Below are 15,199 nucleotides of genomic sequence, written 5' to 3' on the forward strand. Positions count from 1 at the left end.
TCAAATTACGATTAGAGTCAACGAAGACACCGGGTTAGGTCATTCCAACATCACATAAAAAGGACTCCATGCACATGCATTGCCATTAGTCTAGCTTGAACTAATGACATTACATTTTGATGGAGTCCCTTCCTGACGGTTCAGATGATCAATCGTTCGGGCGACTTTTAGGGTGAACGGGTATATATGATATAAGCTTTCACTCCAAACCGTCCGTGCATGTTCATGTTATTACTTTTCAGCCGGAAGCGGCGTGAACAGCAGGTTAACAGGCAAGTTACTTCCTGGTGCCGCCGAGAAGAGAATGGTTACACTCTCGCCGTACGAACCTGTGCGATACATAACGCTTTGCTCATTAGGTGCAGTTACAGATTTACCTGTGGAAATCTGAACGACCTGTCCATTCACGAGTGCCACACCTGAATATCTGCCTCCACGAGGGTTAAATGAAATCAACGTGCGTGGAGCAACATTATTCAATGTAATTTTGTACAATACACCGAAGTTACCTGCGTTGGACGCTTCCGTGTAAGCCATAGGGTCCGTTCCCACAAGGTTTGGATCACTTGCATTGTCTCCAAGTGGAAGACGTGCAGGTTTCGACCCTACTTCTTGATCGTACGTAATGATCCGTGTTGCATTTGGATAGGTACCACGGTTGTGAACTCCATCACGATCCAGAACCGGCAGGCTCGACAACACTTCCATCGGGTCCTTGTTTTCTTCAATCATGATAATGTTGTAGTCCAATTCATAATCACTGAATACATCCGAATACAAGGAAATGACTTGTCCCTGTTTCATCGGAAGAACGCTCAGATCATTGAGAATCAGCTTGCTTTCTCCTGGCTGGATGTAGACTTTCTTTTGTCCGGTACCATTCTGCATGGATTGGAACCAACGGTCAATGGACAGCTTTCCAGCTACCGTTGCAAAAGGAGACGGTCCTGCAAAACCCATGTTTTGCTGGTCAATCGACGCCGTGTATGCATTGTTGTTTGTCGCTACAACATACATTTTTACGTTTTTGCCCGTGTTGTTCACATGGTGAATCATGAAGCGTGTCTGTCCGAAGGAAGATTCCTTGTACACAATACCTTCCGTATTCACGGTTTCCGGGCTGTTACTGCGGATCAGCAGACTTGGTTCATCATAATAAGTGAAAGGTACTTTCTCCAATGCTGGTACTCCACCACCGTCAAAAGTGAACTTCTCACCAACTGGTGTGAACAATTGATTGAAGTCAGTCACACTATAAAGTGTTTCTCCCGTAATATTGATCATCTTGGTATAGCTATCGCTAGCACCATGTTTATCAGTAACTGTAATCGTTACGGTCTTCGGTCCTGGAACAAAGAATGCAAGTGCATTGTTATCCCATTCGGTTTTAACAATTGCATTCTCATCATCTGTGCTTTGATCAATATAAGTGATTTTCTCACCCATTTTGTATTCTTCTTTATCTGTCGTAAACATTGCGACAGGTGGCAGATTCGGTCTTTCAACCTTAATCGTAACCGAATACGGATCACTCCACTGACCACTTGAATCCTGGACCGCATAGGTTACTGTGTATACACCTGGTTGGTCGAATGAATCCTGACGGCCTGTCCAACGTTCATCTACAATGCTGAGTCCCTTGGGAGAGCTGGATCTGGTTGTGTAGGTTACCTGGTCTCCGGCAAAGACCTCTTTTTGTACCGTGAAGCTTGCCACCGGTTTGGTACTCAGATTCAATACAACCGTTTTGGCAGATTGATTTACTTTATACGAAATGTCCAGAGCCTGTGTAATTGAAGTCAACGGCACCATGAACGTATTTTTTTGTTGATAAGCCGCGCCCTTCATCGTTCTGGACACACCATTAACGGTATAGATCTTGCTGTTTGTTTTGAAACGCAACTCATCTTCACCACTAATAATGATTGTTTCTTTAGTTGTGTTATCATATTTGACATCATAGCCAACCCGATCAACGAGAGCACGGATCGCTACATAGGATACACCATTTTTAACAGCCATCGGCTGTCCAGCAAGATACGTTTTGCCATCTTGCATCATTTTATTACTGTTCATATAAAGAGTGAGGTCTCCACCCCCGCCTCCAGCAACAGATGAACCGCCTGTAGATGGTTGCTCCACTTCTACTGGTGCAGGTGCTGGTGTTTCCTCAGCTGTACCTTCTTCGTCCGTAGGTTCAATTACCGGCTCAACAGGAGTCGCGTCTGTTCCTGTAGGAACATCTGTCTCAGGGTTCACTTCTTCAGTTGTTTCATTATTTGATGTTGGCGTGTTTGTTCCGGATTTCACTTCGGATTCCGCGATGGTTTGTTCTTTCTTCACAACCTCCACGGATTTAACTTTGGCTGTATTCACTGATGTAGTATCGCTCTGATCTGCTGATTGTGCATTGGCAGGAATCACTGCAAACGCCTGAAACACAGCAAAAGCGGTAAGTATGGACAATTTCTTCTTCAAATTCATTCTTTGTCTTTGGCTCCTTCTGCTCCCATTTTATAAATATCCCCCTCAAAAAGTCATATTATTAGACGCTTGGAACCGGGAAAAGTTGCTAAAAAGTTAAGAGGAGAATTGTAAACTTTTAATAGAAGGAAAATACTATGAAAATAGTTATCTATCAATTATCTTTTTAGCTTTCATATCCCAAAATTAGCCAATAGAAAATTCCAACAAAAAAATCTCTCCAGGAGATGGTCAATCAGCACCATATCGCAGAGAGATATAAGGATTGATAGGTCTAGCGCAAACGGACAGGCAGACTTCCTGTTGGCTGCAGTCCACCGGTTAACACATGGGACAGTACCCGAACAACTGCAGGTGTATTCTCATACGTACACACATAACTTCCCGGCCTCGAAATCTCCAGCAGATCATATGGATTGCGCAGAGCAATGACAATCAGCGAATGATTCTCACTCAGCTTTTCAACCAAATACTGTTGCCCTTTCGGAAGATGACCTGCAGATGTGTACGTACACACGATAACTTGCTCACTTTCCAACACTTCACCCAATATCCGATCCGCTTCATCATAGGTGGGCTGAGTAGTAATTTTGTGCTCACGAACTCTGCCTCGCAGCTGCGATAACGCCATACCCAACGATTCTGTATGGGACCATGGTTCATCCACCTCTGTCCGTTGCACAACCTCAGGCCAGATGACATATACGTCCTTCTCTGGGTTCAACGGCAGCAGCCCATCATTATGAACGATTGTAATACTGCTTGAAGCAATCTTGAACAACGTCAATTCGTTGGGCTCAGTGGGTTTAGTGGATTCAGTGCAATCAACAGGTCCAACATTGGTTGCTTCGACCGTTTCACTCGCTTTCGGCGAAACCAGATGATCATTCTGCTGGCCGCAGCGCTCTCTTTTCCATGTCATAATGCGTTCCACCGCCTGATGAATAACCTCTTCCGAAATGCGCCCCGTTCGAACTGCTTTCACAATGGCTTCCAGCGCAGCAACCTGATCTTGCAAGGTATGACTCACCAGAATCAGATCTGCTCCTGCTTCCACAGCACGAACGGCAGCTTCAGCTACCCCATATGGCTTGGATATCGCATGCATTTCAAGACAGTCTGTAATAATAATGCCTTCAAAACCCATTTCTTCACGTAATAGGCCCGTTAACACCTTATGCGACAACGTTGCCGGAATGGGCTCGGGCTCAATCGAAGGGAACATCACATGAGCTGTCATAATAGCATCAACTCCGGCCTCAATCGCCCGGCGGAACGGTAACAACTCCATCTGTTCCAGCCTGTTTCGATCATGAGGTACTGTAACCATACCAAGATGAGAATCTACGGCGGTATCTCCATGTCCCGGAAAATGTTTGGCAGTAGCAGCTATGCCCTGTGATTGATATCCGGTGATGGCTGCTACGCCATGAGCAGCCACACTTTCAGCATGTTCACCATACGAACGCACACCAATGACCGGGTTAAGCGGGTTGTTATTCACGTCGACCACTGGCGCAAGGTTCATATCAATACCGATGCTTTTTAACTCACGACCCAGAATTTGGGCACACTCCAGGGTATATTCCGCATTGCCTGTCGCACCAAGCGCCATATTACCCGGCACTTGGGTCATTCCCTCTTTGTCAATCCGTGCAACCATGCCACCTTCCTGGTCCACCGAAATCATGAGTGGTAGGGCCCCCGCTTCAGCAGCCATATCTTGCAGTTCGGCGGACAGCCGTGTCAATTGATCTACACTTTCGACATTGCGCCGGAAATAAATGACACCCCCGACGTGATAGTCACGGATTAAGCGAGTAATCTGTTCATCTGCTTGCTGACCGTGAAATCCACACATCAACAATTGGCCTACCTTTTGCTCCAATGTCAGATCATTCAAGGGTTTCATTTGACATCTCCTCCCGTTTCCCTTGCTACTACAAACCCAATTGTTTACTCTGCCTGTACTCGGAGGGTTTCATGTGGAAGTGTTTATGAAACACCTTGGAGAAGTAACGGCGCTCCTTGAAACCTGTTGCTTCCCCAATCGCTGTAATGCTCCATTCGGTTGTACTCAACAATAAAGCGGCACTTTCCATCCGTTTCTGCGTCATGTATTCCACAAAAGTAACACCCATTTGAGTTTTAAATAGCTGGCAGAAGTATCCCGGGCTGATTCCGAGCCAATCTGAGACTTCATCTATTCCCAAGTCCTGTTGCAGTCTGGCGTTCATGTAATCACATGCAGATCGGATTAGTTCCGCTATCGAGGGACGCGGTTGAGTTTGTTTACCTTGACAGGCATGAATAATGACCTCTGCAAGTTCAATCAGTTCTCTCATGGATACAGCCTCTTGCAGCGCATTCCAGAAATTCACTTCGTCCTTTTCAGCCATGACATTGACTTCGCGCAGTTCCCGAAGCATGTGTACTAGCATATAGCGAACATGGGTTTCATCTATCTTGTCTATTGATTGCTCGGCATTCCCCATTCGCTGTTTAAGCGCTTTCATTACATCTTGTAATCCTTGTTTATTCCATTGTCGAATACACCGTGTGATAAGCTCCAGATCGTCTCTTGTTATCCATGTACCGCCCCTTTTGGAAACCTCATGATCATACGATAATGAAGATCCCGCGCAGCCCGAATTCAATACCTTGTCTTCGCTTTCCGAATGTGTCATTAGAATTCTCTGACAATGCTGGTACCGTTCAAGGATTTGCTGTTCCAGTTTTACGAGTACATGATCCTGAACTACCCTTGCTTTTACACCTGAATCCATGGACAATATCGCATTCAATTCAATTAATAGTTGATGTGCCAACTCCTCTGACTGAAGTTTCCACTCGCCCGATGCGTCTAACAAGATGCACCACTCTCCTTTGCGGGTAGAAAGAACCTGGCAGCCATTAGAGATTCTATCCGTAACTTCCCTAAGCATGGAACTTATTGCCTCATGCCATCTTACATGCTGGACCTCGGACCAGCCGATGGAATGGCGAAAATAACCGACTACATCCACCAACAGCACCGTATAGCCTACAAAAGGAGGCATGAATTGAGGCACAGAAACAGGATCAGAAATCTTCATCTGGGCTTCTCCTCGCAACAAGTCCATCAACTGTTTATGTCTGATCCAACTTTCCATCTCTTGGCTGCGATAACGTTGCGATTCGTTTTCCAGACGTCTCTTCTGGATCTGTCCGACAAGCTCTCGCAGTTTATGTTCCAGATTCAAATAATCAATTGGCTTACATATGTATTCATGTACGTTATACTTGATAGCGGTTCGAGCATATTCAAACTGCTGATACCCGGTCAGTAAAATAATTTCACACGTTTCACCCTGTTCTCGCAGCAAACGAATAAGTTCCAATCCATCCATAGACGGCATCCGAATATCACACAAGAGAATGTCTGGATGACTTTCTGTTACTTTCCCCAGCGCTTCTACACCACTTCTCGCGGTACCTGTGATTTCAATCCCCATCTCTTCCCAGGGTAAAATATATTTCAGATTCTCCAGAATCGGCAGCTCATCGTCAACCAGCATTGCAGTCAGATTCATCCGGCTTCCTCCTGCTCATATAATGGAATGATGCATCGAATAACTGTGCCATACCCCGGTGCTGAACATATAAATATGCCATACCCGGCCCCGTATTGAATACGAATTCGATCTGCCACACTTCGTAATCCCAATCCCCTTCGCTCCGTTATGGACGATAATGATTCCGCCCCTTCCGCGAGCATATCTTCCGGTGGATCTTCTGCCATATACTCAAATCGTGCGAGCATTTCCTGGGGAATACCGATCCCATTATCCTCAACACATAACACCAGATGACCCCGTTCTGCATATGCGCTTATCCGCAGTACACCTGGATAGGTGATCCCCTCAAACCCATGTTGAATGCTATTTTCCACCAGAGGCTGGAGGGTAAGCTTAAGCAGAATTGAGCTGTATAAATGGGGTGGAATGTCAATCTCATAGGTGAACAAATCACTGAACCTGTACTGTTGAATCTCCAGATAACTCTGCAAATGTCTTATTTCCTCACCCAGCGGAATCTCTTCCTGATCCTGAATGCTGATACGAAGCATATTGCCCAGCCTGGTTACCATCTCGCTTACTTTGCGCCCCTCACCACGCAATGCCAAACCATTGATCGATTCCAATGTATTGAACAGAAAATGGGGTTTGATCTGGGCTTGTAGTACACGTAGTTCTGCCTGGGCCTTCTGCTCCTGCTCTGCCCGAACACGACGGAATAATCCCCCGATTCGATCCAATAGCTCATTGAACCCTTGTGCAAGCAGTTGCATCTCGTCAAAACCTTTTCCTTCCACCCTCGCATTAAAATCACCATCGTCCACACGACGCATAAACCTTACAAGTACAGCAATGTTGCCCGTAATGCGATTCATGAAAAATAGATTAAAGATCATGGCAGCGAACAGGCACGACAGAATAATGATGACAGACCAACCTGCAAAGGCATTTGTTTCCGCAGATAAGGCTTCCCATGAGGTCACACTGACGAGACTCCAGTTATAGTTCTTCAGATGATATTGCGAAATAATGCTTTCCTTGCCGTCAAAGACCGTTCTGACACTGCTAAAGCCGGGACCGTACCTGCCGGATTCAGCACCAAGGTTTTGCATGTTCTCACCGTTATATATACCTGCAGGATCATAAACGATCAGTCCTTCTTCATTAATTAACAGGAACGACGTATCCTGTGCCGAATCGCTGATTTGCAGGTGACGGAAGATCCGGTCAATCTCTCCTTTTTTAATCTGAACAACAAGCACGCCGATATTTTGAAAATAACTGAGTTCTTTGACCAATCTGATTTGGGTGAAGACAGGTTCTACCCCGGTTAATTCGGGATATTCCAGAGGTGCGAGCCATTTAGGCACACCATTGAGTTGCTGAATTTCGTTGAATAAGGGATGCACTTTGAATTGCTGAAAAGGAAGGGCTTGAAAGTTTTCTTTGGTGAAAATGGAGACAATTTGATTATTTTCGGACGAACGCAAATCATATAAAAAGGCATAACTGATGAACGGATAATTATATAGAAGGGAACGGAAATTGCGCTGGCTGGCATTCAGGGATAACTGATTACCGGTCCCCAGATCCTGCTTGGTCGGATCTTTGGCGTTCAATGCCATTTGGAAAACCGATGTGGCTATCCCGTTGTCGGTCACATTGTTAATCTGCTGAAATACATTCTCAATATTGTAGCTGATAGCCTGAAGCGCATATTCGGCCTGTTGATTGTATTTTTTCTCAATCGTATGTGACGTGACCAGAAACATGCCAATGCCAAGCGCACACATCGGTACAATGATCAGCAGCAGAAATGCCAAGGCCAGCTTCATTCGCAAGTTCATATCCCGTTCTCCCTATTCACTGGTTCATGGTATTAACCTTTGACACCACCTGCAGTTACGCCTTCTATAATTTTCTCCTGGAGTATGGCGTAGATCACAAGTACAGGTACAACGCTGTATACGATACCCGCCGACATCTGGGCATAGTTCATTTGATATTGATCCCGAAACTGGACCATGCCCACGGGCAGCGTACGCAATTTATCGGTGGATAAGAAATAGTTGGCGAGTAAAAATTCGTTCCAGTTCCCGAGGAAATTAACGATAAAAACGGTAACAATAGCCGGAACCGTAAGAGGTATCACTATTTTAGCAAAGATACCCGGGGCCCTCAAGCCGTCCATGACCGCCGCTTCTTCAATTTCTCCAGGTAGAGAACGCATAAATGCCGCCAGTATAATAATGGTAAAAGGGATCGCATTGGCCACATAGGGCACAATCAATGCCAGATGTGTATCCAATATGCCCATTTTGCGTACAAGCAGATAGATCGGCAGCATGAGTGCGTTGTTGGGAATAAGCATGCCCGCCAGTATCAGGCTGTACAGAAAAAGACTCCACTTTCGGTGTCTCATCCGGGTTACGGCAAAAGCAAACATGGCACCGAGCACAATTGTACACGCCGAAGACAGAATCGAAATGTACAGGCTGTTCCAGAAATACGTGCCAATCTTTGCATTCACCCAGGCCTCCACATAATTGTTAAACTCCCATGTTGTAGGCAAACCGAATGGATTCAGGGCGATTTCATTGTTATCCTGCTTAAAGGACGAGAAAATCACAAATAAAAAGGGAAACAAAATCGCGATCAAGTACAACATTAACAACACATGAGGTATACTACTTTTTATGCTTTTCGGCATCAATATTCCACCTTCTCGCTCCGCCTCGCCACTAGCAGTTGATACACCGCAGTGAGCACAAGCGTCAGAGCAAAGATCAGCACTGCAATGGTATTTCCATAACCATATTTGAAGTTGGTAATTGCATATTTGATCATGTATGTCGCCAGAACCTCGGTGGACCCAGCGGGCCCACCTTTGGTCATGACAATCACGATGTCGGCTGCTTTCATGGCACCTGCGATGGACAACATGATCACCACCGAAATGATCGGCCGGATCAGCGGCAACGTAATTCGCATTGCACGTTGTACCGCCGTTGCCCCATCAATTGCAGCCGCTTCATCCAGATCACGGGGAATCGCCAGTATGGCCGCCAGCACCATGACAATGTAAAATCCCGTCCACTGCCAGGCATTGGTCACCAAAATGGACAACATGGCAAATCGGTTATCCGATAACCAGTAGATTGGATCGATGCCCAGCACATGAAGCATTTTGTTTAACAGTCCGATATTCGGTTCATAGATGAATCCCCATAAAATACCGATCACGGCTGTCGACATGATGGATGGTAAAAAAACAGCTGTTTTATACAGACCTTTCAGCCTTTTCACATTGGCAATCAGAAGCGAAAACAGGACGATTAGAGGTACCTGAATCAGTACCGAAAATCCGATGAAAAAGCCGTTATTCCGTGTGGAAATCCAAAATCGTTCATCGGTCAGTGCCTTCACATAGTTGGATAAACCCACAAAACGTGGCTCAGCCGATACCCCATTCCAACTCGTCAGACTGTAATACAAAGAGCTACCAATAGGGTATAAGAAGAACATTACAAACAGGATTAGGGCTGGCATTACAAAGAGCGTATAGATTAACGGGCTGCGGAGTGAAGTATTCATGGTCAGCCTCCTTCAGTCACTTCAACGATCGCAGTTTCAGTTTGGATTGATTTATTCCACTGAAGCGTTTGCTTCTTCCTGTACCTTTTGCAGCTCTTCTGCCATTTTCTCTGGCGTGGTCTGCCCACCAATCAACTTCTGGATTTGCAAATTACTGATCTCTGTTGTCACATCCGCCTGCACGAGTGCATCAAATGCCGGGAACGACGTCTTGGACGCATTAAGCACGGCCACAATTTCTTTCATCAGATCATCGGTAATGCTATCGGTTAACACTTTCTCATCCAGCTTCATGGCAGGCAACACACCATCTTCCACAAGGCCGCGAACCTGCATATCTTCATTGTAGAAATTTTTGATAAAAGCTTTAACGGCTTCCAGCTTCTGCGGATCATCCGCCACGGCTGCCGAGAATCCATATCCATTGTTCACATCCCGCATCAAGGAAGTCTGATCACCTGCTCCGTTCTCTACCGGAGGCATATTAAAGAATCCAACCTTGCCAATGAGCGATTCACCGCTCTGACCTTCCTTGAATACAGATGATTTCCATGTTCCGTCATACATTAATACCGCTTCTCCACTTGTAAATTGCGTGGTATATTCGGCATACTCGAAGCCCAGTTCACCTTTTTTGAAATAACCCTTATCAACCCATTCCTTGTGTTTGGCAAAACCTTGCACAACACCCGGGTCGGTCCACTTCGCTTCACCTGTTGCAAACTTTGCGGTAATCTCCGGCCCGGCATATCGGGACCACAGATGGTTGGTTAACATAAGCGGTACCCAGCCCGCCTTGGATGCGGAAGCAAGCGGCACTTTGCCATCAGCCTTGATCTCGGCCAGTATATTGTCCAATTCAGCCATGGTGGTTGGGGCTTTCCATCCTTTTTGTTCAAAGTACTTTTTATTATAGAAAAAACCTTCGCCCGAACCACCAATTGGCAGTCCATAGACTTTGCCTTCATACGTGAACGGTTCAAGGGATGTAAACTGGTCCTGAATGCCCAGCTCTTGCAGGATTGGCGTCAGATCAAGCAGCATACCTTCCTTAGCATAAACTTTGGAATCTGGGCTACCGAACAGTTCAAATATATCGGGCGGGTTGCCTGCCGCCATCTCTCCGCGAAGCTTCTCCTTACGATTCACATCGGATTCGACGCCATCCAGCGTAAAGGTCAGATTGGGTACCTCTCCCTCAACTTTGTCCACAACATCCTGCAGAATGGCCAGTCTTTTCTGTTTGTCGGCCCCCACCTGTGTGTGGCGAAGAAGCATCTCAACCGGTTCCTTACTTGTCTCCTCCACAGGTGTATTGCCTGCGCCCTGTTGTGGCTCGTTACTTGAGCCTGCACATCCCGCCAAAGTCCATGAAGTGATAAGCAATAATGAAAGCAGCAATGTCATTCTTTTTTTCATCGGGTTGACCCTCCTCAAGATATTGAGCATTTGGCTTTACACTCTGATTATAAAAAGCCGGAGCTTACATCGTAAGGATGACAATTCATCAATGGAGGGATAAAATCCTTCACTGGACAAAAAACAGCCCCTGCGAAGTGTATTCGCAAGGGCTGCTTGGTTGGTATATACGTTGAACTTAAGAATATTTACACTTGCCACTTCGATGACAGAACAACCTTCTGATCGCTGTTATCCCCCTATTTTTTTGATCCACTTTTACAAAGGTGAAAATCTAGGGATAGCATATGCTTCCGATGTAGCTTTCTTGCAGAAAGCTTTTAGGCGAACGCTCCGCTTCTTCAGCTTATTTCTGTCCTCTTCGTTCTTGTGTAAATAGTTAGTTCAAATTATATACATCCTGCATATAAAGGTAATTACTTATCGGAACAAGCCACGCCAGCCGTTTCCTGGCGACCTTGTTCGATCAGGCGATACGCTCGCTCCACTTCTTCTTCACTTGGCGAAGGAACTCCATCCAGTGGATATACTTTACCGAGCGCCTCCCATTTGTAGATCCCCATCTGATGGTATGGAAGAATTTCGAACTTCTCAACGCCATTCAATGTTCCGATAAACCGTCCGAGGTTAAGCAGATCCTCTTCCTCGTTATGAATGCCAGGCACATACACGTGGCGTATCCACATTTTCCGACCTTGCTCCGATAACCACTTGGCTGTTTTCAACGTTCTCTCGTTGGATTTGCCTGTCAGCTTGATATGTTTCTCGTCATCAATATGCTTGAGATCCAGTAGAACCAGGTCTGTGTTATCCAGCAGATCGTGAATCCGTTCCGGTTCGTTAAATCCGTTGCTGTCCAGTGTCGTATGCAATCCCCAGCGACGTTTCACTTCTTTGAAGATTTCAGCTACGAAGTGAGCCTGCAACGTTGGTTCTCCGCCAGATATCGTGAGCCCGCCTCCGGAACTACGATAGTAGGATAGATATGGCTCAATCTCAGCCAATACCTCCTCTAGCGTCATTTCTTTTCCACCATCCAGCGCCCATGTATCAGGGTTGTGGCAATACTGACATTTGAGTAGACATCCTTGCATAAAAAGCACAAAGCGGATGCCTGGGCCGTCAACCGTCCCGAAAGTTTCGAGTGAATGAATATGTCCGTTAACCATGCTGCCTCTTCCTTTCTGTATCCGCATCCGCTGTGCGTTTAATATGAGTTGGAATGTCTTGCTCTAGCGGTCTTCTACTTGCAAATTATCTACATCGAACCATGGAACGTACGGTTGATGACATCCAACTGTTGTTCACGAGTTAATTTAATGAAGTTAACAGCATATCCAGATACCCGTATAGTCAGTTGTGGATAGTTTTCCGGGTGATCCATCGCATCAATCAATTGCTGACGATCAAATACGTTAACGTTCAGGTGATGAGCGTTTTGACCGAAGTAACCATCCATCATCGCAGTCAGATTGGATTTACGTGTAGTCTCCTCTTTACCCAATGCTTTTGGCACGATGGAGAAGGTATTGGAAATTCCGTCAAGACTGTGTTCATAAGGTAATTTGGCTACAGAGCCAAGGGATGCCAGTGCACCTTTTTTGTCACGACCATGCATTGGGTTCGCACCTGGAGCAAATGGTTCACCTGCTTTACGACCATCCGGTGTAGTCCCTGTTTTCTTACCATATACCACGTTGGAAGTGATCGTCAGAACGGATTGTGTTGGAACTGCGTTACGGTAAGCTTTGTGCTTGCGAATCATGCCCATGAAGTTCTCGACCAGTTCAACAGCAATGCTGTCTACGCTGTCTTCATTGTTACCGTAACAAGGGAAGTCTCCTTCGATTTCAAAATCAACGGCGATGCCTTGTTCGTTACGAATTGGTTTTACTTTGGCATATTTGATTGCACTCAGTGAATCTGCTGTAACCGAGAGACCGGCGATACCACAAGCCATCGTACGTACAATGTCACGGTCATGTAATGCCATTTCGATACGCTCATAGCTGTATTTATCGTGCATGTAGTGAATGACGTTGAGGGTGTTCATATACAGTTTCGCCAGCCACTCCATCATTGGTTTGAAGCGTTTCATAACCTCATTGTAATCCAGCACTTCGCTAGTGATGGCAGGATACTCAGGTCCAACTTGTGCTCCGGATTTCTCGTCACGACCACCGTTGATCGCATACAGGAGAGCTTTTGCCAAGTTGGCACGAGCGCCGAAGAATTGCATTTGTTTCCCGATCTTCATAGCCGATACACAGCATGCAATACCGTAATCGTCACCATAGATTGGACGCATCAGATCATCATTTTCATACTGGATTGAGCTGGTTTCAATGGATACTTTACTGCAATAATCTTTGAAAGCTTCTGGAAGTTTCGTGGACCAAAGTACAGTCAGGTTCGGTTCTGGTGCAGGACCCAGGTTGTGCAGTGTATGCAGGAAACGGAAGCTGTTTTTGGTTACGCGTGTTTCACCATTCACTGACATACCACCGATGGACTCAGTCACCCATGTTGGATCTCCACTGAACAGTTCGTTGTAATCCGGTGTACGCAGGAATTTGACAATCCGCAGTTTCATTACAAAATGGTCAACCAATTCCTGAGCCTGTTCTTCGGACAAAATGCCCTCTTGCAGGTCACGTTCAATGTAGATATCCAGGAAAGAAGATACACGTCCCAGTGACATCGCAGCACCGTTCTGTTCTTTGATCGCAGCGAGATAACCGAAGTACAACCATTGGAACGCTTCTTTTGCTGTTGTCGCTGGTAAGGAAATATCGAACCCGTGCATATCGCCCAATTGTTTCAATTCTTGCAATGCACGAATCTGTTCAGACAATTCTTCCCGCAGACGAATGACATCTTCATCAATGACATCAACTTCGAGTGCGTTCAATTCGCCTTTTTTGTTACGAATCAGGAAGTCTACCCCGTACAAAGCTACACGACGATAGTCACCGATGATCCGGCCACGGCCGTAAGCATCTGGCAGACCTGTGATAATCCCTGCTTTTCGCGCTGCACGCATATCGGAAGTATAAGCATCGAATACACCTTGGTTATGTGTTTTGCGAATGTTCGTAAATATATCAATGACGCCTTGAGGCAATTCGAAGCCGTATGCTTCACATGCATCAATCATCATCCGGATTCCGCCTGTTGGTTGAATGGAACGTTTGAACGGAGCATCGGTCTGAACGCCGACAATCTGCTCTTTGGATTGATCCAGATAACCTGGTTGGTGAGAAACAATAGTCGCTGGTGTGTTCACATCAACGTCAAGGACACCGCCGTTATCCCGTTCTTTTTTGGTCAGATCAGATACGATCTCCCACAATTCTTTGGTATTCTGGGTTGCATCTGCGAGGAACGCTTCATCACCGTAATACGGAGACAAGTTGTGTGCCAGAAAATCATTCACGTCTACGGATTTGGTCCATGTTCCTTTGGTAAAGTTTCTCCAGCCTGTTTGTTGTTTGACATCTTTTTCAATCACCGACATCGTAATCCCTCCACTAATTTGGATTTCTGGACACATAACATCTTGCTTCATTCGTATCATTGTGTGCCCAGAGCCGCGATTAATGTGAATTGTTTCACATAAACCGGAACATGTTCTCTCTACTTGGGAACCGGAACCGCGGAATGAATGTTTTTCTTACATTTTCAGTATACGACTTGGGGCTTTCATCATCTGTGATTTTTGTCACAAAGTCAGTGAACTAACTCACTCCACCTGCGCTGTGTCCTATTGAACCCTCTTTAGATTCACACTTAGCCACTGCGCGGGCAGAACAACTTCCGATCGCTGTTATCCCCGGATTTTTTCGATTTTATTTTTCAAAGGGGAAAATCCGGGGATAAAGGCGAACGCTCCGCTTCTTCAGTTTTTTCTGCCCTCTCCGTTATTGTGTGAACATCTGGATCAAACAACCTCATCACGGATTCCGTGTAACCTCTTTAGGACCATTGCTCCCTTAAACTCGGAGCAAACAAGGACTTTGATCATTTCCTGAAAAACAGGTGCTTCGCTCTTCTGTTTTTCTGCCCTCTCCGTTATTGTGTGAACATCTGGCTCAAACAGCCACCTCACGGATTCCATGCCACCTCTTTAGAACCCTTTGCTCCTC

Annotated in this window: 9 protein-coding genes; all 9 read right to left on the bottom strand. The window is 45.8% G+C overall.

The window, feature by feature from the left end; all coding sequences use genetic code 11:
• Nucleotides 1-231: 231 nt before the first annotated feature.
• The 9 genes from F0220_RS20005 to pflB all read right to left on the bottom strand — a co-directional run bounded on the left by F0220_RS20005 (nt 232) and on the right by pflB (nt 14,571).
• The gene (locus F0220_RS20005; RefSeq protein WP_105599548.1) at nt 232-2,484 is read right to left on the bottom strand and encodes a stalk domain-containing protein; all 2,253 of its coding nucleotides are present in this window, start codon (nt 2,482-2,484) and stop codon (nt 232-234) included.
• A gap of 274 nt (nt 2,485-2,758) precedes the next feature.
• Nucleotides 2,759-4,396 carry a beta-N-acetylhexosaminidase gene (gene nagZ, locus F0220_RS20010; RefSeq protein WP_105599550.1) on the bottom strand — a complete coding sequence of 546 codons (1,638 nt, stop codon included), beginning with the start codon at nt 4,394-4,396 and terminating at the stop codon, nt 2,759-2,761.
• Nucleotides 4,397-4,424: 28 nt separating this feature from the next.
• Complete coding sequence (locus F0220_RS20015; RefSeq protein WP_105599551.1) at nt 4,425-6,056, bottom strand: response regulator transcription factor; 1,632 nt, start codon at nt 6,054-6,056, stop codon at nt 4,425-4,427.
• On the bottom strand, nt 6,053-7,888 hold the full coding sequence (locus F0220_RS20020) for a cache domain-containing sensor histidine kinase (RefSeq protein WP_105599553.1): 1,836 nt from the start codon (nt 7,886-7,888) through the stop codon (nt 6,053-6,055). Before F0220_RS20020 ends, F0220_RS20015 begins: the two co-directional genes overlap by 4 nt.
• A 32-nt stretch (nt 7,889-7,920) precedes the next feature.
• Nucleotides 7,921-8,751, bottom strand: coding sequence for a carbohydrate ABC transporter permease (locus tag F0220_RS20025; protein ID WP_105599554.1), 831 nt, complete (start codon nt 8,749-8,751; stop codon nt 7,921-7,923).
• Nucleotides 8,751-9,635: a carbohydrate ABC transporter permease gene (locus F0220_RS20030; protein ID WP_076250991.1), complete on the bottom strand. Its 885-nt coding sequence runs from the start codon at nt 9,633-9,635 to the stop codon at nt 8,751-8,753. The genes F0220_RS20025 and F0220_RS20030 overlap by 1 nt, the downstream gene beginning before the upstream one ends.
• 51 nt (nt 9,636-9,686) lie before the next feature.
• Nucleotides 9,687-11,054 (bottom strand): ABC transporter substrate-binding protein, encoded by a 1,368-nt coding sequence (locus F0220_RS20035; RefSeq protein WP_105599556.1) that lies wholly within the window; start codon nt 11,052-11,054, stop codon nt 9,687-9,689.
• A gap of 416 nt (nt 11,055-11,470) precedes the next feature.
• The gene (pflA, locus tag F0220_RS20040) at nt 11,471-12,223 is read right to left on the bottom strand and encodes a pyruvate formate-lyase-activating protein (protein ID WP_091018172.1); all 753 of its coding nucleotides are present in this window, start codon (nt 12,221-12,223) and stop codon (nt 11,471-11,473) included.
• A gap of 89 nt (nt 12,224-12,312) precedes the next feature.
• Nucleotides 12,313-14,571 (bottom strand): formate C-acetyltransferase, encoded by a 2,259-nt coding sequence (pflB, locus tag F0220_RS20045; RefSeq protein ID WP_091018174.1) that lies wholly within the window; start codon nt 14,569-14,571, stop codon nt 12,313-12,315.
• Nucleotides 14,572-15,199 lie beyond the last annotated feature (628 nt).

Source organism: Paenibacillus sp. 37 (genome assembly GCF_008386395.1).
Classification (GTDB): domain Bacteria; phylum Bacillota; class Bacilli; order Paenibacillales; family Paenibacillaceae; genus Paenibacillus; species Paenibacillus amylolyticus_B.